The organism is Streptomyces sp. NRRL S-37 (assembly GCF_000721605.1).
Classification (GTDB): domain Bacteria; phylum Actinomycetota; class Actinomycetes; order Streptomycetales; family Streptomycetaceae; genus Streptomyces.
Window position 1 is genome coordinate 24,609 of record NZ_JOIZ01000036.1, and the last position, 21,148, is coordinate 45,756.

The window sequence follows — 21,148 nt, forward strand, 5'->3', positions numbered from 1 at the left end:
CGGTCGCCTCATGACCACTGAGAAAGGCTCTGACCAGGTCGTCGTACGGCTCGACGGTGTGCGCAAGGAGTACGGGCAGTCCGTCGCTCTCGACGGCGTCTCGATGGAGATCCGGGAGGGCGAGGCGGTCGCGGTCATGGGACCGTCGGGCTGCGGAAAGTCCACCCTGCTGAACATGATCGCGGGTCTCGACCGCCCCACCGCGGGGTCGGTCAACGTCCACGGCGAAGAACTGGGCAGCCTCAACGAGACAGGTCTGGCTCTGTACCGGCGTCGGCGGATCGGCATGGTCTTCCAGTTCTTCAACCTGCTCGACGACCTGACGGCGCTGGACAACGTGGCGCTCGCCGGGCAGCTCTCCGGCACCTCGGCCCGGCAGTCCCGCAAGCGTGCGCTCGACCTCCTCGGCGAACTCGGCGTCGCGGACCAGCGGAACAACTATCCGGCGACGCTCAGCGGCGGCCAGCGACAGCGCGTCGCGGTGGCCCGGGCGCTGATGAACAAGCCGTCCCTGCTGCTGGCGGACGAACCGACCGGCGCTCTGGACAGCAGCAGCGGTGAGCAGGTGATGAACCTGCTGCTCGACCTCAACCGGATCGGTCAGACGCTGCTCATCGTCACGCACGATCCGCGCCTCGCCGAACGTTGCGCGACCCGTCTGATCGAGTTCGAGGACGGCCGGATCGCCCGCGAGAAGGTCCTGGAGCGGGCCGCATGAGCGCCGTATGGCATGCCGCACGGGCCGCCGTCCGGCGTCGTCGGCTGCAGACGCTCGTCATCGGCCTGGTCGTTCTGCTGTCCACCGCGACGATGGTCATCGCGACGGGACTCCTCGACTCCGCCAGCCGCCCTTTCGACCGGGCTTTCGGGAAGCAGCAGGGGGCCCACGCCGTCGCCGCGTTCGATCCCGCCGAGGTCTCGGCGCAGCGGCTCGCCGCGACCGCCGAGCGGCCAGGTGTCGAGGCCTCCGCCGGCCCCTTCGGCCAGACCTCGGTGAGCATCGCTCCGGGCAGTGCCGCCTTCCTGTCCGGCCCGCTCACGGTGGTGGGCCGGGCGGACGCGGGCGGCCCCGTGGACAAGGTGAACGTGTGGAGCGGCCGCTGGGCTGAACAGCCCGGCGAGATCGTGGTGAACCAGACCCCGCCCGCGAACGGCAGCGCACCGCCGTTCCCGGCGGACGCCAAGGTGGTGACCCCGGACGGCACGAAGCTCACCATCGTCGGCTATGCCCACACCCTGAGCCGCACCGCCGACGCCTGGGTCACGCCCGAGCAGATGACGGCGCTGCACCCGACGGCCCAGCAGATGCTGTACCGGTTCTCGTCGGCGGCCACGAAGGCCGACGTCGAGCGGAGCGTGGAGAAGGCCACGGAGGGACTGCCGAAGGGCTCGCTGGTCGCCACGCAGTCGTATCTCACGATCAAGGAGGACGTGGCCTCGGGTCCCGGTGTCTACGTCCCGTTCCTGATGGTCTTCGGCATCCTCGGCCTCATCGTCGCCGTCGTGATCGTCTCCAACGTCATCAGCGGCGCCGTCGTCTCCGGCTTCCGGCACATCGGAGTGCTCAAGTCGCTGGGATTCACGCCACGTCAGGTGGTCGGGATCTATCTGCTCATGGTCTCCCTCCCCGCGCTGATCGGCTGCGTGCTGGGCACCGTCGGCGGTGTCCTCGCGACCGATCCGCTGCTGACCAACGCCTTCCAGGGCACCGGCATGGACCTCAGCGGTGTCGCGATCAGCTGGTGGGTGCCGGTCGCCGCCCTGGCCGGCATGCCGCTTCTCGTCGTCCTGGCCGCGGCCGTCCCGGCGATGCGGGCCCACCGGCTGTCCGCAGCCGAGGCGATCAGCGCGGGCAGTGCTCCGCGCCGGGGCCGCGGACTCGGGATCCAGCGCCGTCTGAGCAGCAGTTCCCTGCCTCGATCGGTGAGCCTCGGCCTGGGGCAGCCCTTCACCCGTCCGGCCCGGACGGTGATGACGCTGGTCGCGGTACTCCTCGGGGCGACCACCACGGCCTTCGCGACCGGTCTGGCCAGTACGGTCACCGAGTTCGGGCAGGCCAAGAGCCCGGCCTCCTCGGCCCAGCTCGTCGTCCAGCCGGGCCAGCCGCAGTTCGGCGAGACGGCCCCCAAGTTGGACGACGCGCAGACGGAGAAGGCGCTGCGGTCCCTTCAGGGCACCAAGAGCGTGACGGTCCGCGCGCACGTCCCGGTCTCCATCACCGGGTCCAAGAAGGTCGTCGCCGAGTTCTGGCGCGGGGACACCTCCGCGCTGGACTTCAAGGACCAGATCGTCACGGGGCATCAGATCGAGGCTCCGGGACAGGTCGCCGCGTCGACGGCCTTCCTTCGCGAGCGGGGGCTGCACGTCGGTGACCGGCTGACCATGGAGGTGGGCGGCAAGCCTGTCCGTGCCACGATCGTCGCCTCGCTGATGAGCAACGGCGATCTGCTCTACGCGGACTGGCGGGCGCTGTCCGCCCTCGACTTGGACGCCACGCAGCTCAACTCCCGCTTCCAGTACCTGGTGCAGGTGTCCCCCGGCACGAGCGTCGCCGAGTACGTCGATGCGGTGCGGTCGACGGACCCGGGCCTCTACACCCGCCCGACGGACAGCTCCTCCGGCTTCACCAGGGCCGTCATCGGTCTGTCGGTGGTCCTCGCACTGATGCTGGCGACGGTGGCGGGCCTCGGTGTGTTCAACACGGTCGTGCTCAACACCCGTGAGCGCCGCCGCGACCTGGCCACCCTGCAGTCCCTGGGCATGACACCTCGTCAGGTGGTCGGCATGACGGTGACGTCGATGACGGCGCTCGGGGTGATCGGCGGAGTGCTCGGGCTGGTCCTGGGCGTGCTCGCCCACCGCCTGATCATGCCGATCGCCAGTGAGGCGGCGAAGGTGGAACTGCCGGCACGCATGCTGGACGTGTGGCAGGCGCCGGTTCTGTTGCTCCTCAGCCTCGTCGGCGTGGTGATCACGGTTCTGGGCGCTTACTTCCCGGCGCGTACAACGACCCGTATGGCCACCGCGGAGGCGCTGCGCAGCGAATGACGGGCAGGATTTTCCTACATCCCCCGGGGAAAACCTGCGACCACGGATGCCGACCACCGTTCCGGTGGTCGGCATCCGCGTACTCACCGCGATAAATCAGCACTTCTTCCCAGCCAAAAGCAAGTATGCGAGCATGACGCCCAGATCTGCCCTCGACAGGGTTTTCCGAAAAGCCGCGTCGCTGTTTCCACAGAGCCGCATCGGTTCTTTTTTGCAGCCCACTCGTGCCGGCAATGCAGTCCGGCTCTTCCGGCATCGTCGCGGCACCGAATTTCTGGCAATCATGGGGAGTTCATGGGCATCGGTCATGCGCGAGAGCACACATACGGACACAGCGGGACGAGCGGGCCGGACGGCGCCGAGGAGGGCGCGCGCCTGGACCGTGCGGCCGTCGAGCGGGCCGGACGACGCCTGGCCGACCGGGTATGGCGGACCCCCGTGCTGCGTTGCGAGCCGTTGGACACCCGGTGCGGCGCACGGCTGTGGCTGAAGGCGGAGAATCTTCAGCGCGGGGGTTCGTTCAAGGTCCGTGGGGCGCTCCTGGCGGTGGAGCACCTTGCCATGTCCGGCAGCCGCGGGGTGATCGCGCAGAGTACCGGCAACCACGCGATCGCGGTCGCGCTCGCCGCCCGGCAGTACGGTCTCCCGGCCGTCGTGGTCCTGCCCACCGACGCCCCACCGGCCAAGATCCACCGGATCCGGGAGGCCGGTGCCGAGGTGGTGACGGCGGGCACCCTGCTCGCCGACCGGGTGGCCGCCGTGTCCGACCTGCGCGGGACATTGGGCTACGACGTCATCGACCCGTACCAGAACCCTCACGTCGTCGCCGGCCAGGGGACCGCCACGGCCGAACTCCTCGATCAGGCCGCGGAGCAGGGCGCGCGCCTGGACGCGGTGGTCGTCCCGGTCGGCGGCGGCAGTGCGATCGCCGGTGCCTGTCTCACGGCCGAGGGGCGCGAGGTGGCCGTGGTCGGGGCCGAACCGCAGGCCGTGCCGGCACTCACCACGGCGCTGCGCGCGGACCGTCCGGTGACCGTGACCGCCGGGTACACCATCGCCGACGGACTTCGCCCCGACCGCATCGGTGCCTTGCCCTTCACCATCGCCCGAGGGGCGGTGGCCGCGGTCGAGACGGTGTCGGAGGAAGCCATCGCCGAGGCGATGCGCGCCGCATTCCTGCACGCCCGGCTGGTCATCGAGCCCGCGGCGGCCGCGGCGCTCGCCGCCGCCCTGGAGCACGCGTCCCGCCTCGGCACGGACGTCGGCGTGCTGCTCAGCGGTGGGAACGTCGAGCCGAGTCTGGCTGCCGCACTGCTGGCCGGCCAGGAGGTCTCCGCCCCGGACACCGCTGCGGTCTGAGGAGGCGCGCAGCGGCTGAGGACGGCGGGCGGCACGAACGGCGGGCCGGGCGCCTCGACGACTTCAAGTCGTCGAGGCGCCCGGCCCGTTTCGGCATGTCCGCCGGGGGCTGCCGCGGTGGCGTGCACCGCGGCAGCGGTCAGTCGTCCAGGCTCATCCAGTCCGCCACGGCGGACCACACCTTCGCCAGGACGTCCGGCGTGCCCATCTCGTGGTGGACACAGTCGACACCGGTCCGGTGGATCTCCCCGGAGACGTAGGGCCGCCACGCCTCTTCTGTGACCGGGTCGGCGCGGTCCTCACGGTCGGCGGTGATCAGCAGTACGTCGCCTTCGAACCGGCCGTGCTCGTGGCGCCGCTGGATGTGGCGCTGATTGACCAGGACCCGCGCGATGTTCTCGTACTCCTCGTCCGTGGTGGCCCCGAGGGCTCCCGCCGCCTGATGGCGCACCATTTCCGTCAGGCTCGCCAACAGCTCGTCCGGGACCTCGCTGGGGGCCTCCAGGGGCTCGGCCTCGGGGTCCGCCACGGCCGGGTTCTGGTCCAGGAGGACCAGCGCCGCGACCTGCTCACCGGCGGCACGCAGCCGTACGGCGACCTCGTGTCCGACCACCGCTCCGAAGGACCAGCCCAGCAGGTGGTACGGGCCGGAGGGCTGCACGCGGCGGATCTGCTCGACGTAGCGGTCCGCCATCTCCCCTACCGACCGGGCCAGTCGGTCCGCTCCGTGCAGCCCGCGGTCCTGGAGGCCGTACAGCGGCATGTCGGCCGGCGCGTACCGGGCCAGCGGCATGTAGCACCAGCTCAGGCCATCAGCGGGGTGCAGGCAGAAGAACGGCGGCCTGCTGCCCTCGGTACGGATCGGCAGCAGTTCGTCGAGGGCGTCCCGCACCGACGACAGGCTCATCCCCTTCACCAGCTCACCCACGGTCGGCGCCGAGAAGACGTCGCGCACCGCGATGGACACACCCCGCTCCCGCAGCCGCTCCACGAGCCGGACCGCCAGCAGGGAGTGCCCGCCGAGGGCGAAGAAGTCGTCGTCGACTCCGACCGATTCCACCCCGAGAACCTCGGCGAACGCCTCGCACAGGCTGGACTCGAAGGCGGTGACGGCCCCGTTGCCGGTGGGCTCGGCGGCGGTGACGCCCGGCTCGGGCAGCGCCTTGCGGTCCAGCTTGCCGTTGGGCATCAGCGGCAGCCGGTCGATGACCACCACCGCGGACGGCACCATGTACTGCGGCATGCGCCCCTGGGCCAGGCCGCGCACCTCCCGGCTGAGGTCCTCCGCCGCCTTCGGGTCGGTGGCCGAGCCCGGCACCACGTAGGCCACCAGGCGGTGGTCGCCCGGGGTGTCCTCGCGGACCACGACCACGGCCTGGCCGACCGCGGGGTGTGTGGCCAGGGCGGCCTCGATCTCACCGAGTTCGACCCGGAAGCCGCGCACCTTGACCTGGTCGTCGGCGCGTCCGACGTACTGAAGTGCACCATCCGCGGTCCACCGGACGACGTCGCCGGTGCGGTACATCCGCTGCCCCTCGGCACCGAACGGGCAGGCCACGAAGCGTCCCGCCGTGAGGCCGGCGCGTCCCAGGTAGCCACGGGCCAGTCCGTCGCCCGCGATGTAGAGCTCGCCCGCCACGCCGGGCGCCACCGGGGCCAGGCCGTCGTCGAGGACGTAGACCTGGGTGTTGCCGATCGGGGATCCGATCGACGTGACGTCGGCCGCGTCGGGGAGCAGCACCTGGGCGGTCGACCATGTGGTGGTCTCCGTCGGGCCGTACAGGTTCGTCAGGGTCGGTGTCCGGGACAGCAGGGTGCGGGCCAGGTCGCCGGGCAGCGCCTCGGCTCCGATCATGGCCCGGACGCGGCTGAGGTCCACCGGGTCGTCGGCGTCGGCCACGAGGCCGCGCCACAGGCTCGGTGTCGCGTGCACCATCGTCACACCGCCGGTGCGGATCAGCTCCCGCAGGGCCCACGGGTCGAGGACCTGCTCCTGCGCGGCGAGGACCAGTCGCGCGCCGTTGAGCAGCGGCAGGTAGAACTCGAATCCGGCCATGTCGCAACCGTGGGTGCTCACGGCGAGCAGCCGGTCCTCGGCGGCCAGCGGGAAGGAATTCTGCATCGCCGTGAGGAAGTTGACGATCGCGCGGTGCTCGACGAGCACACCCTTGGGGCGTCCGGTGGATCCGGAGGTGTAGATCACCCACATCGGGTGGCCGGGCAACATCGGCCGTGTGCGCTCGTCGTCGCTGACGGCCCGATCCGGCAGGGCGGCGAGCTCCGCGGTCACCTCGGGGTCGTCGAGGAGCACCACCGGCACGCCGGATCCGGCGTCGCCGTCGGCGTCCACGGAGAACGAGTCGAGCCGGTCCCTCATGCCTTCGCCGCTGAGCACGCACACCGCGCCCGAGTCGGCGATGACGTACGCGATGCGGTCGGCCGGGTAGTTCGGGTCGATCGGCAGGTAGGCGGCGCCCGCCTTGACCACGCCGAGCAGAGCCACGACCAGGTCGACGGTGCGGTCGAAGACGACCGCGACGACCGACTCCGGTCCCACGCCCCGGCCGGCCAGGTACCGGGCCACGCGGTTGGCCCGCGCGTCCAGCTCGGCGTAACTGAGGGCGGTGTCGCCGAAGGTCAGGGCGATCGCGTCGGGGGTGCGCGCGACCTGCGCCTCGAACAGGGCACCGACCGTGGTGTCCGGCAGCTCGGCCGCGGTGTCGTTCCACTCGGTCAGCATGCGGTGCCGCTCGTCGTCATCCAGGACGTCGACGGCACCGAGCCGGGTGTCCGGCGCGGCGGACAGGGTCGCGAGGACGCGGTTGAGGCGTTCGGCGATGCGCACGACCGACGCGGGTTCGAAGAGGTCGGCGGAGCCGGTCACGGTGCCGCGCAGACCCGCGGGGGCGCCCTTGGCGTCGTACGTCTCGACCATGCTGACGTCCAGGTCGAACTTGACCACCGCCTCCGCCACGGACACGTCGCCCGGCGCCGTGCCGGACGCCGGCCGCGACGGGACGTCGGCGCGGGTGTCGAGGCCGGGCAGGTCGACGACCGCCTCCGCGGTGTTCTCCAGGAGCAGCATCACCTGGAAGAGCGGGTGACGGGCCAGCGACCGGGCGGGGGCGAGCTCCTCGACGAGCCGCTCGAAGGGAACGTCCGCGTGCGCGAACGCGCCCAGGCCCGCTTCCCGGACCCGCTCCAGCACCTTGCTGTAGGTCGGGTCCTGCGACAGGTCGGTGCGCAGGACGAAGGTGTTGACGAAGTAGCCGACGAGGTCGTCGAGCGCTTCGTCGGTGCGGCCCGCGTGTGCCGATCCGATGGGGATGTCGGTACCCGCGCCGAGGCGGGACAGGAGCACCGCGAGCGCGCCGTGCAACGCCATGAACATCGTCACGCCTTCGGCCCTCGCGACCTCCAGGAGCCGTGCGTGCACCTCGGCCGGGACCTCGATGGGTACGCGATACCCCTGGTGGCCGACCACGGCCGGGCGCCCCCGGTCGGTCGGCAGCGTGAGCTCCTCGGGGATGCCGGCAAGGGCCTCTCGCCAGTAGGCGACCTGGCGGGAGAGCAGGCTGTCCGGGTCGTCCGCCTCACCGAGCACCTCGCGCTGCCACAGCGCGTAGTCGGCGTACTGCAAAGGCAGTTCCTGCCACCGCGGGGCCCGGCCCTCGCTGCGCGCGGCGTACGCCAGGGACAGGTCGCGGGCCAGTGGTGCCCAGGACCAGCCGTCGGTGGCGATGTGATGGATCACCACCACGAGGACATGGTCCTGCCCGTCCGTCTCGAACAGCCAGGCCTTGACGGGCACGTCCGCCGAGAGGTCGAAGGTGTGGCGCTGGGCGTCGGCGATCGCACCGGACAGCTCCGTCGGGGCGACCCGGGTCACCGTCAGGTCCCACTCCAGCGCGACCGGGTCGAGGACCTGCTGGTACGGCTCGCCGTCCACGACCGCGTACACGGTGCGCAGCACTTCGTGCCGCGCGATGAGGTCCCGGAACGCCGCGTTCAGCGCCGCGTGGTCCACCTCGCCCTCGAGGCGTACGGCGACCGGGATGTTGTAGGTGTCACCGGGGCCTTCCAGCTTGTCGATGATCCACAGGCGTCGCTGACCGTACGACAGCGGCAGCCGGTCGGGCCGGGCGCCGGCCGTCAGCGGCGGCCGGGCCTCGCGTGCCCCGGCCAGGAGCTCGGCGAGCCCGGCGACGGTCGGCGCCTCGAACAGGTCGCGGACCTCCACCTCGACGCCGAGCAGCGTCCTGATCCGGCTGATCAGCCGGACCGCGAGCAGCGAGTGGCCACCGAGTTCGAAGAAGTCGTCGTGCACGCCGACCGCGGGCACTCCGAGGACCTCGGCGAAGGCCATGCAGAGGATCTCCTCCCGGACTCCGGCCGACCGGTTCCGGCCCCCGGGCTGCGAGGTCCCGTGATAGTCGGGAGCGGGCAGGGCCTTGCGGTCCAGCTTGCCGTTGCCCGTAAGCGGCAGCCGGTCGAGGAGCACCACCGCCGAGGGCACCATGTGCTCCGGCAGGCGCTGCGCGGCGAACTTCCGGATCGTCGCGGGCAGTCCCTGGTCCTGCGTGTCCTCCGGGTCGTCGGCCACGACGTAGGCGACGAGGCGCTTGTCACCGGGCACGTCCTCGCGGGCGATCACCACGGCCTGGGCCACCAGGGGATGGGCGGCCAGGACCGACTGGACCTCGCCGGGCTCGATGCGGAAACCGCGGATCTTCACCTGCTCGTCGGAGCGCCCCGCGAACACCAGCCGGCCGTCCGCGTCCCAGCGGGCCAGGTCGCCGGTGCGGTACATCCGCTCCCCCGCCCGGCCGAACGGGCTGGCCACGAACCGCTCCGCGGTCAGGTCGGGGCGGCCCACGTAGCCACGCGCCAGACCCGCACCGGTGACGTACAGCTCACCGGCCGCTCCGGCCGGCACCGGCCGGAGCCGGTGGTCCAGGACGTAGAAGCGGGTGTTGGCGAGCGGTGTGCCGACGGGGACCACGCCGTCGGCCACCAGTTCGGCCGTCAGCGGGGTCGTGGCCACACCGATCGTGGTCTCAGTCGGGCCGTAGTGGTTGTACACCGCGCAGCCGTCCGCGGCGGACAGCAGGGTCCGTACCCACTCGGGCTGGGCGGCCTCGCCGCCGAGGACCAGGGACTTGGCGGGCAGCACCCCGGCCAGGTCCCCCGCCGCACCGAGCGCCGCCAGGTGGGAGGGGACCGCCTTGAGGTGGTCGATGCGGTGCTCGGCCAGGTAGCGGCTGACGGCCTCCGGATCGGTGACCGCTTCCTCGTCCAGGATGTGCAGCTCGCCGCCTGTGGTCAGGCTCGCGAACACCGTGGTGTTGCCGAGGTCGGTGGCCTGCGCCTGAAGCAGCGCGTACCGGTCGCCCGGAGTGCCGAACTCGACCCGGCCCGGCACGGCAGCCACATAGTTGGCCAGCGCGCCATGGGTGACCGCAACACCCTTCGGACGACCCGTCGACCCGGAGGTGTAGATCACGTAGGCGAGCCCGTCCGGGGCCACCGCCTCCTGGACGGCCGTCTCCTCGGCGTCGGCCAGCTGCATCGTCACCAGCGGTGAGTCGAGTGCGACGAGCCGCTTGCCCGCCGGCAGATCGTCCAGGATCTCCTCGGTGGTCAGCGTGAGCGCCGCACCGCTGTCGGTCATGACGTACGCCACCCGGTCTGCGGGCTGCCCGGGGTCGATCGGCAGGTAGGCGGCGCCCGCCTTCCACACGGCCAGGATCGCCGTGATCATCTCGATCCCGCGGCCCAGGCACAGGCCCACCACCGCTTCCGCACCCACGCCCTGGTCCATCAGGTAATGAGCCAGACGGTTGGCGCGGGCATCCAGCTCCGCGTACGACACCCGCGTGTCGTCGGCGACGACCGCCACCGTATCCGGAGTACGCGCCACCTGCTCCGCGAAACGAGCCGCGACCGTGCGCGAAGGCACCTCGTCCGTTGTGTCGTTCCACTCCACCAGGACCCGGTGCAGCTCGTCCTCGGGCAGCACGTCGACCGAGCTCAGCTGCTGCTCGGCGCCGCCGTCCAGCGCGGAGTCCAGCGCGGTGACCAGGTTGTCCAGGGCGGTGCGCACCAGCAGGCCCACGGCGTGCGGGTCGCCCGGGTCGGCGGAGTCCACGGCCAGGCCCATGCTGTCACCGTTGTCGTCCACGGCAACGGTCAGCGGGTAGTTGTTGAGGGGCCGCATGAACAGCCTGCGGATGCCCTCGAAGCCCTCCTCCTGGCCGCGGTCCGCGGCGCGGGCGGCCGCTGGTCTCGTCGTGTTGTGACGGTAGTTCAGCAGAGTGGTGAACAGGGGGGTGTCGCCGGTGACGCCGCTCGCACCCTGGGCGACGGCGAGCGGTGCGTGCTCGTGCTCGAGAAGCCCGGCCAGCTGGCTGCGCATCGCGCCGACCGCCTCCAGGACTCCGACGCCGGCCACCCGCACCCGGACCGGCAGTGTGTTCATGAAGAGACCGAGCACCCGGTCGGAGCCGGCGCCGGAGTTCATCCGGCCGAACAGGACGGTGCCGAAGACGACGTCCTCACGGCCGCTGACGGCGGCGAGGGCCCGAGCGTAGGCCACGTGCAGCAGCGTCGCGGGGCTGGTTCCGAGGCGGCGGGCGGTGTCGCGCACCCGGGCGTCGAGATCCGGCTCGAAGCCGAGGTGGGCCTTGGCGAGGTCGCTGCCGTCGCCGTGCACGTCCGCGACACCGTACGCGAAGGTCGGTTCCGTCACGTCGCCGAGGAGCTCGGCGAAGTAGCGTGCGTGCTCCTCACGCTTGTCTCCGCCGCGGCTCTGGGCGACGAAGTCACGGAACGGCAGGGGGTCCGCCAGTTCCGCACCCCGGCCGCTCAGGAAGGCCTGGAGCTCCTCGAAGACGGCCTCGAGGGTGGTGTGGTCCTGCACCATGTGGTGCATGCGCAGCAGCGCCGCCCAGCGGTCGCTGCCGGGGACGGCCGCGACGTGCACGTCGACCAGGGGCGCCCGGCTCAGGTCCATGGTGGCGCCGCCGAGTTCGAGGAGTTGTTCCACCAGGCCGGCGCCGTCCGGGTCCAGCGTCACGTGTTCGACGGGCACCCGGGCGTTGCGCCACACCACCTGCACCGGTTCCCGCAGCCCCTCCCACACCACGGAGGTGCGGTAGATGTCATGCCGGTTCACCAGCTGCTGAAGTGCGTCCACGAAGGCGTCGAGTCGAGCGCGCGAGTCGAACTCGAGCGCGGTGGGAGCCGCGTAGGTGTCGCGTCCCGACCCTGCCATCAGATGGTGGAAGAGCAGGCCCTCCTGCAGCGGGGCCAGCGGGTAGACGTCCGCCACGTTGGCGGCGCCGCCCTCGACCGTGGCGACGATCCGCTCGGCCTCCTCGGCGGTCAGGTCGACCAGCGGCAGCATCTCCGGCGTGATCGCCCGAGCGCCCGCCGGGATCAGGTTCGGCGGGACCTCGACACGCGCGGCGGCCGTGTCCCCGGCGAGGCCGGCCACCGTCGGCGACTCGAAGAGCGCCCGGACCGAGACGGAGACGCCTCGCGACCGCAGCCTCTCCACCAGCGTCACCGCGAGCAGGGAGTGCCCTCCGAGGCGGAAGAAGTCGTCGTCGACACCGACCCGCTCGAGGCCGAGGACCTCGGCGAACACCTCGCAGAGGATCTCCTCGCGGGCGTTGGCGGGCCCTCGGCTCGCACCCGCCGCGTACTCCGGTGCGGGCAGCGCCGCCCGGTCCAGCTTGCCGTTCACGGTGAGCGGCAGTTCGTCGAGGACGACAACCGCGGAGGGCACCATGTGCGCGGGCAGCGCTTCGGCTGCGAACCGGCGCAGTTCCTGCGCCGGTTCACCGGTCCGGGCTCCGCCGTCCGGCACGACATAGGCCACGAGCCGCTTGTCACCGGGGGCGTCCTCGCGCGCCACGACCGCCGCCTGGGCCACGAGCGGGTGCTCGGCCAGCAGGGACGCGACCTCGCCCGGCTCGATACGGAACCCACGGATCTTGACCTGCTCGTCGGAGCGGCCCAGGTACTCCAGCTCGCCGTCGGCCCGCCACCGCGCGAGGTCGCCGCTGCGATACATACGCTCGCCCGGCGCGAACGGTGACGCCACGAACCGCTCGGCGGTGGCCCCGGACCGACCCGCGTAACCACGGGCCAGGCCCGCCCCCGCGATGTACAGGTCACCCGCGACGCCGACCGGGACCGGTGCCAAGTCGCTGTCGAGCACGTACAGACGGGTGTTGGCGATCGGCCGCCCGATGGGCACCGACTCCCCCACCTCCTGGCCAACCGCCACCTCGAAGACACAGCATCCGACCACCGTCTCGGTCGGCCCGTACTCGTTGACCACGACGGTCTCGGGCGCCTGTTCGAGCCAGGCGCGCACATCGGCGCCCCGCAGCGCCTCACCGCCGACGATCCAGCGCCGGGCGGCCCCGGCGAGCCGTCCCTCCGGCAGCAGTCGGGAGAGCAGCGGCAGATGCCCCGGCACGACCTTCACCAGTCCGAACGGCTCGGAGTCACGCAGCAGGGCCGCGAGGCCCTCGGGGCCTCCGTCCCCGCTGACCACGACTCGGGAGCCGGACACCAGGGGCAGCAGCAGGCTCGTGACCGTCAGGTCGAACGCGAGCGAGGAGTGCAGCGGAGCGCCGCCGCCCTCCGCCATGCCGTAGGCACGGCAGGCCCACGTCACGTAGTTCGCCAGGCCGCCATGGGTGACCACGACGCCCTTGGGGCGGCCCGTCGAGCCGGACGTGTAGATGACATAGGCGCTCCGGGCGGCCAGGGCGGTGCCGGTGTCCCACGCCGGCGCCGGCGCCGTCTCCGGCAGATCGGCCGACCCGGCCGACGCGTCGGGACCGTCGAGCACCAGCACCGGCGCGTCCGACCGGCGTTCGAACTCCGAGAGCCGGTCGCGCGTGCCGCGTTCGGCAAGGACGCACGTCACCGCGGCGTCCGTCAGCATGAACGCGGCACGCTCCGCGGGGTACTCGGGGTCGACCGGCAGGTACGCGCCGCCGGCCTTCCACACCGCGAGGACGGAGACCAGGACGTCCACACCGCGTTCCAGGCAGAGTCCCACCACCGACTCGGGACCGACACCGTGGCGGATGAGCAGGTGTGCGAGACGGTTGGCGCGCGCGTCCAGGTCGCCGTAGGAGAACTCGGCGCCGTCGCACTCCACGGCGACCGCCTCCGGGCTCTGGGTCACCCGCTCCGTGATCAGCTCCGGCACCGGCCGGAGCGGCGTGCCGTCCGCCGTGTCGTTCCACTCGACCAGCATCCGGCGGCGCTGGTCGGCGTCCATCACGTCGACGGTGCGCAGCGGCTGGTCCGGGCCTCCGTCGAGAACATCTTCGAGCAGCGACACCAGGTTCCGGGCGGCGGTGTGCAACAGCGCGCCCACGGCCCGTACGTCGATCGGGGCGACCGCGTCCACGGCCAGTGACATGCCGTCGGCCCCGTCGTCGTCCACCGAGACGGTCAGCGGGTAGTTGTTGCGCTCCTGCGAGAAGACCGTCCTGATGCCCGCGGTTCCCGCGGCGCTCGTCTCGGCCACGGCCGTGTCGATCGGACGGCTGCTGTTGTGCCGGTAGTTGAACAGCGAGGTGAACAGCGGGGTGTCCCCGGGCACGCCGCTGGCCTGCTGGGCCAGGGAGAGCGGCGCGTGCTCGTGGTGGAGGAGTTCGGCGAGCTGCCCGCGCATCGTGGCGACGGCGTCGGCCGCACCGAGTTCACCGGTACGGATCCGCACCGGCAGCGTGTTGATGTACGGGCCCAGCGTGCGGTCCGACCCGCTGCCGGCGTTCATGCGCCCGAACAGGACGGTGCCGAAGACGACGTCCTCGCGGCCGCTGACGGCGGCGAGCACCCGCGCCCACGCCACGTGCAGCACGGTGGCGGGGCTGGCGCTCAGGCTCCGTGCGACGGCACGCACCCGTTGCACCAGGGCCGGCGGGATGGGCAGCCGGGCGCGGACCGCCGTGGCGCCGTCGCCGTGAGCGTCGACCAGGCCGTACGGCGCGGTCGGCTCGGTCACGTCGCCGAGGAGCCGGGAGAAGTGACGTTCGTGCTCGGCGCGGGCCACCCCACCGCGTGCCTGCGCGACGAAGTCGCGGAACGGCAGCGGCTCGGGCAGTTCGTCGCCGCGTCCGGACAGGAGCGCCTCGACCTCGGCGAGCAGCACTTCGAGCGCCGTGTGGTCCTGCGCCATGTGGTGCATCCGCACCAGCGCGAGCCACGCTCCGCTGTCCGTCTCCGGCGCCACGTGCAGGTGAACGAGCGGCGCCCGCCGGAGGTCCATGACCGAGCCGACTCGGGCGACCAGCTCCGCCGCCGGATCCGCGGCGTGCGGGTCGAGGGAGACCTCCTCGACGGGCACGGCGGCGCGGCGCCGCACCACCTGCACCGGCTCGCGCAGGCCCTCCCACACGATTCCGGTCCGCAGGATGTCGTGCCGGTCCACGACCTGCTGGAGGACCTCGGTGAACGTCTCGAGCCGCGCGCGCGAGTCGAACCTCACCACGGTCGGTAGGACGTAGGCGTCCTCGCCGCCGTCGGCGAGGAGGTGGTGGAAGAGCAGTCCCTCCTGGAGGGGGGCGAGGGGGTAGATGTCGGCGACGTTCGCCGCGCCACGCCACGGGTACGCAGGACCTCCACGAGACGCACGGCGAGCAGGGAGTGGCCGCCCAGCGCGAAGAAGTCGTCGTCGACACCCACGCTGTCCAGGCCCAGGACCTCGGCGAACACCTCGCAGAGGATTTCCTCACGGACCGTCGACGGCCCGCGGCCGGAACCGGCCGCGTACTCGGGGGCGGGCAGCTGCGCGCGGTCCAGCTTGCCGTTCGGGGACAGCGGCAGTGCGTCGAGGGCCACCACCGCCGACGGCACCATGTAGTGCGGCAGCCGCTCCGCCAACCGGGCCCGCACCGCGGCGGACAGGTCCCCCTCGGGCTCGCCGTCGGTCACGACGTAGGCCACGAGGCGCTTGTCACCGGGCACGTCCTCCCGGGCCACCACCACGGCCTGGGACACCGACGGGTGGGCGACCACCGCCGACTGGACCTCGCCCAGCTCGATGCGGAAGCCGCGGATCTTGACCTGCTCGTCGGCGCGGCCCAGGTACTCCAGTTGCCCGTCGGCGTTCCACCGGACCAGGTCGCCCGTGCGGTACAGGCGCTCTCCGGGGGCCCCGTAGGGGTCGGCGACGAAGCGTTCGGCGGTCAGTGCGGGGCGGTGCAGATAGCCCCGCGCCAGGCCGGCGCCGGCGATGTACAGCTCACCGGCCACTCCGGGCGCGACCGGCGACAGGTGGTCGTCCAGGACGTACACGCGGGTGTTGGAGATGGGCCGGCCGATGGGTATGGCGCCTTCGGCATCGGTGTCGGCATACCAGACGGTGGTGTAGACGGTCGCCTCGGTGGGGCCGTAGATGTTCGCCACCCGCGCACCCGGCAGTTCCCGGCGGATGCCTGCGACGGCGTCGGCGGTGAGCGCCTCGCCCGCGAGGACCACGGTGCGTGGACGGAGCTCGGGTGCGGAGCGGCCCAGGATGCGGGCGAAGGCCGACGGGACACCGCTGACGAGGCTCACCTGCCAGGGGCCGTGCGCGGCGTCGGCGAGTGCGAGGAGATCGGGGACGAGTTCGACGGATCCGCCGGTGACCAGCGGTCCGAACAGCTCGAAGACCGACACGTCGAAGGTGAACGAGGTCGAGAGGAGCACCCGGGAGAAGTCCGCGCCGCCGAACTCGGCGGCCGCCCACGCCAGCAACCCCGCCACCGACCGGTGCTCCACCACGACGCCCTTCGGACGTCCGGTGGAGCCGGAGGTGTAGATGACGTACGCCGGATGCCCGGGGGTCAGCGGAGCCACCCGCTCGTCCTGCGCCGGAGCCTGCGAAGGCAGCGCGGCGAGTGCGGTGACGGTCTCCGGAGCGTCGAGAACCACCGTCCGCGGCCCGGAGGGCGGAAGGAACTCAGCGGTGGCCGAGTCGGCGAGGACCGCCACGGGCTCCGCGTCGGCCAGCATGTACGCGATCCGCTCGGCGGGGTAGGCCGGGTCCACCGGCACGTACGCGCCGCCCGCCTTCAGCACGCCGAGCAGGGCCGGCACCGCGTCCGCGCCGCGCTCCACGCACACCGCGACCCGCGACTCCGGGCCGACGCCCAGGCCGATCAGGTGCCGGGCCAGTCGGTTGGCGCGCGCGTCCAGGTCGGCGTAGGTCAGCTCGGCACCGTCGCACGCCACGGCGACCGCGCCCGGGGTGCGGGCCGCCTGAGCCTCGAACAGCTCCGCCACGGTGGCCTGCGGCACCTCGACGGCGGAGTCGTTCCACTCCACGAGGACCCGGCGGCGTTCCTCCGCGTCCAGGACGTCGAGTGCGCTCAAGCGGGTCTCCGGAGCGGCGCCGACCGTCTCCAGGAGCTGTCCCAGGCGCGCGGCCAGGCGCTCGACCGTCGCGCCGTCGAACAGGTCCGCCGCAGCGACGATCTCGCCGCGCAGCCCGGCCGGCCGCCCGTCGGCGTCGAACGCCTCGGACAGACTCACTTCCAGGTCGAACTTGGCTGCCAGGGTGCCCGTGAGCAGGTCGCCCCGGCCACCGGCCGCCGCGCCCCCGGCCTGCACGCCGTGCAGGTCCAGAGCCGCGTCGGCGGTGTTCTGCATGGTGAGCATCACCTGGAACAGCGGATGCCGGGCCAGGGAGCGTGTCGGTGCGAGTTCCTCCACCAGCCGCTCGAACGGCACGTCCTGGTGCGCGAACGCGCTCCACCCGGTCTCGCGCACCCGGGTGAGCAATTCGGAGAACGTGGGGTCACCCGACAGATCCGTACGCATGACCAGCGTGTTCACGAAGAAACCGACCAGGTCCTCCAGGGCCACGTCGGTACGGCCGGCGACCGCGGCACCGATCGGGATGTCGGTGCCGGCTCCCAGGCGGGACAGAAGCGCGGCAAGCGCCGCCTGAACGACCATGAACATGGTGGCGTCCGACCCGCGCGCAACCTCCGCGAGCCGTGCGTGCACCTCGGCGGGCACCGTCAGGGGCGTCGTGTGGCCACGGAAGTCGGCCACCGCGGGACGCGGCCGGTCGTACGGCAGCCCCAGCTGGTCCGGGATGCCCGCCAGCTGCTCGCGCCAGTACGCCATCTGCCGGGAGATCACACTGTCGGAGTCGTTCTCGTCGCCCAGCAGCTCACGCTGCCACAGCGTGTAGTCGGCATACTGCACTGGCAGCGGATCGAACTCCGGCGCCCGTCCCTCGGACCGCGCCGCGTACGCCATCGACACGTCCCGGGCCAGCGGCCGGGTCGACCAGCCGTCACTGGCTATGTGGTGGACGACCACGACGAGGAGGTGCGCATCCGGCCCGGTGGTGAGCAGCCAGGCACGGATCGGCACATCGCTCGAGAGGTCGAACGGCCGGGCCACCGCCTCGCGGACGGCTGCCGGCAGTTCATGCGAGGCCACCTCGGCGAAGGACAGCTCCCAGGACACGTCGTCGAGTTTGAGGATGTGCTGGTACGGCTCGCCGTCGACGGTGGGGAACACCGTACGCAGCACCTCGTGACGGGCGATCACATCCCGCAGCGCGGCGTTCAGCGCCTCCCGGTCCACGCCGCCCGACAGCGGAACGACCAGCGGAATGTTGTACGTCGAGCTCGGCCCTTCGAGCTGCTCGATAAACCACAGACGGCGCTGCGCGAATGACAACGGAAACATCAGGACTCCCCCTGGTTACGCATGGGCCGCAACGCCGGCCGAGCTGACTTCAGATTTCCAAGCTGTTGTGCGAGACCTGCCACCGTCGGGTTGTCGAGCAGTACCCGCAACGGGACTTCGACGGAGAGCCGCGCACGCACGAGGCTCACCAGACGGACCGCGAGAAGCGAATGGCCGCCCAGTTCGAAGAAGTCGTCGTCCATTCCGACGTCGTCCACGCCCAGCACATGTGCGAACGCCTCGCACAGCGACCGCTCCTGCGGCGTCGACGGTTTCCGGCCCGCGGACGCCGCCCCGGTGTACTCCGGAGCGGGCAGTGCCTTGCGGTCCAGCTTGCCGTTGGGTGTCAACGGCAGCCGCTCCAGCGGGACCACCGCCGCCGGCACCATGTGCTCGGGCAGCCGCTGGGCCACGAACTTCCGCAGGATATCGAAGAGTTCCTCGTCAGCCGAGTGTTCACCTTCGGCCGGTACGACGTAGGCGACGAGACGAACGTCGCCCGGCGTGTCCTCGCGGGCCACGACCGCGGCCCGGCCCACCGACGGATGGGCCAGGAAGGCCGCCTCGACCTCGCCGGGCTCGATCCGGAAGCCCCGAACCTTCACCTGCTCGTCGACCCGCCCCAGGTACTCCAGCTGTCCGGCCTCGGTCCACCGGACCTGGTCCCCGGTCCGGTACATGCGCCCGCCGGGCTCGAAAGGACACGCCACGAAGCGCCCACTCGTCAGCGCGGGCTGCCGCACGTAGCCCCGAGCCACCTGCGCTCCGGCGATGTACAGCTCTCCGGCGACACCGGGGACCACCGGCTGGAGGGCACTGTCCAGCACATAGACCCGGGTGTTGGCGTTCGGCCTGCCGATCGGCACCGACTCGCCGACGTCCTGGCCGGCCTCCACTTCGAAGACGGTGCACCCGACCACCGTCTCCGTCGGACCGTACTCGTTGACGACGGTCGAGTGAGGCGCCCGCTCCAGCCAGGAGCGGACGACGGTCCCGGTCAGCGCCTCGCCGCCGACGACGACCTTGCGCGCCGCGTCCGCGATCCGGTCGTCCGGCACCAGCTCCGCCAGCAGCGGCAGGTGGGCGGGAACCAGCTTCATCAGCCCGAATCCGCCGCCGGTACCGACCAGGGAAGCCAGCCCCTCGGCTCCTCCCGGCCGGCTCACCACCACCGCGGCACCGGACACCAACGGCACCAGCACGCTGGTCACCGTGAGGTCGAACGCCAAAGAGGAGTGCAGCGGCGCCCCGCCACCGTCCTGCATCCCGTAGGCCTGGCTCGCCCACACGACGTAGTTCGTCAGACCCCCGTGGGTGACCGCCACGCCCTTCGGGCGGCCGGTCGAGCCGGAGGTGTAGATGACGTACGCCAGGTTGTCCGGCCCGACGCGCACTCCGGGCGCGGTGTCCGGGCACGCGCCCACCGCGGTGGAGACCAGCGGGTCGTCCAGTGCCATGGCATGCACTCGGCCCACCGGAAGCTCGTCGAGCACCTCCTCGTCGCTCAGCAGGACCGCGACCCCGCTGTCCGCCAGCATGAAGGCGATCCGTTCGGCCGGATACTCCGCGTCGATCGGCAGGTATCCGGCCCCCGCCTTCCACGCGGCGAGGATCGCCACGATCATGTCGACGCCGCGCGGCAGGCAGAGACCGACGAGCGACTCCGGCCCCACCCCCAAGCCGACGAGGTGGTGCGCGAGACGGTTGGCGCGGGCGTCCAGCTCCGCGTACGACACCTCCGTGCCGTCAGCGACGACCGCCACCGCGTCCGGAGTGCGAGCCGCCTGCGCCTCGATCAACTCCGGCACCGCCATCGGCGGCATGTCGGCCGCGGTGTCGTTCCACTCGGTGAGCACCCGGCTGAGCCGGGCCTCGTCGAGCACCGGAATGCCGTTCAGCGCAGCGTCGGGCCCGCCGTCCAGCGCCTCTTCCAGTGCGCCCACCAGGTTCTCGGTGGTCGTGCGGACGAGCACGCCCACCGTGCTCGGGTCGATCGGTTCGACCGCGTCGACGACCACCCGCAGCCGGTCACCGTCGTCGTCGACGGCGACCGAGAAGGGGTAGTTGGTGCGGTCGACGACCAGCACGGTCCTGGCCCCGTCGAGACCCCCCTGCCGCTGCTCCTCCTCCGGTGTTCGGGCCGACGCACGACCGCCTTCGTGGCGGTAGTTGAACATCGAGGTGAACAGCGGGGCGTCCGACGCCACCTGGGCGGCCCGCTGGGCCATGGCGAGCGGCGCGTGCTCGTGCTCGAGGAGCGCGGCGAGCTGACCCCGCATCGCCTGCACCGCCGCGAGGACACCCGTACCGTCACCCAGACGCACCCGCACCGGCAGCATGTTCATGAACGGACCCGCCACCCGGTCGGACCCCGCACCGGCATTCATGCGTCCGAACAGGACGGTGCCGAAGACGACGTCGTCCCGGCCGCTGACCGCGGCAAGGACCCGCGCCCACGCCACGTGCATCACCGTGGCCGGGCTCACGCCCATCCGTCGCGCCAGCTCGCGCAACCGCGCGCTCAGTTCGCCGGAAAACGTCTCCCCGGCCCGCTTCACGCCCGCGCCGTCGCCACGCACGTCCACCTGTCCGTACGGTGCGGTGGGCTCGGTGACGTCACCGAGCAGATCGGCGAAGAACGCCTCGTGTTCCGCACTGTCGAGGCCGGCCCGTGCCTGTGCGACGAAGTTCCGGAACGGCAGCGGCTCCGGCAACTCGGCAGCCCGCCCGGCGAGCACGGTCTGCACTTCTTCGAGCATCACCACGCCGGCCGTGTGGTCCTGCACCGTGTGGTGCGCCCGGAACAGCGCGAGCCACCGGTCGGCGCCCGGCACGGCCGCCACATGCAGACCGATCAACGGGGCTCGCCCCAGGTTCATGCGGGATCCGGCCAGGGCGACCAACTCGCGCGCCGGGTCGGCGTCGTGCGGGTCGAGCTGTACCTCCTCGACGGGGAGCTCGGCGTGCCGCCACACCACCTGCACCGGCTCGCGCAGGCCCTCCCACACGATGGCCGTGCGCA

General features: G+C 72.0%; 6 protein-coding genes. 3 read left to right on the forward strand and 3 right to left on the reverse strand.

The features are described 5' to 3' along the window. The first annotated feature begins 10 nt into the window (after positions 1–10). The 3 genes from IH50_RS0134900 to IH50_RS0134910 all read left to right on the forward strand — a co-directional run bounded on the left by IH50_RS0134900 (position 11) and on the right by IH50_RS0134910 (position 4,407). On the forward strand, positions 11–718 hold the full coding sequence (locus IH50_RS0134900; RefSeq protein ID WP_030871838.1) for an ABC transporter ATP-binding protein: 708 nt from the start codon (positions 11–13) through the stop codon (positions 716–718). Beyond that, a complete protein-coding gene (locus IH50_RS0134905) occupies positions 715–3,048 on the forward strand; it encodes an ABC transporter permease (RefSeq protein ID WP_030871842.1) in 2,334 nt (777 codons plus the stop codon). Before IH50_RS0134900 ends, IH50_RS0134905 begins: the two co-directional genes overlap by 4 nt. A 294-nt stretch (positions 3,049–3,342) precedes the next feature. Next, positions 3,343–4,407 carry a threonine ammonia-lyase gene (locus IH50_RS0134910; protein ID WP_051767572.1) on the forward strand — a complete coding sequence of 355 codons (1,065 nt, stop codon included), beginning with the start codon at positions 3,343–3,345 and terminating at the stop codon, positions 4,405–4,407. A gap of 139 nt (positions 4,408–4,546) precedes the next feature. Here IH50_RS0134910 and IH50_RS38975 read toward each other — a convergent pair whose 3' ends face one another. From IH50_RS38975 to IH50_RS38985, 3 genes are all read right to left on the reverse strand, one after another. After that, positions 4,547–15,016: a non-ribosomal peptide synthetase gene (locus tag IH50_RS38975; RefSeq protein WP_324617165.1), complete on the reverse strand. Its 10,470-nt coding sequence runs from the start codon at positions 15,014–15,016 to the stop codon at positions 4,547–4,549. Next, positions 14,923–18,126 carry a non-ribosomal peptide synthetase gene (locus IH50_RS38980; protein WP_051767574.1) on the reverse strand — a complete coding sequence of 1,068 codons (3,204 nt, stop codon included), beginning with the start codon at positions 18,124–18,126 and terminating at the stop codon, positions 14,923–14,925. Before IH50_RS38980 ends, IH50_RS38975 begins: the two co-directional genes overlap by 94 nt. Then, the coding region (locus IH50_RS38985; protein ID WP_158801393.1) for a non-ribosomal peptide synthetase at positions 18,126–21,148 on the reverse strand (3,023 nt) is incomplete at its 5' end. The genes IH50_RS38980 and IH50_RS38985, both read right to left, overlap by 1 nt.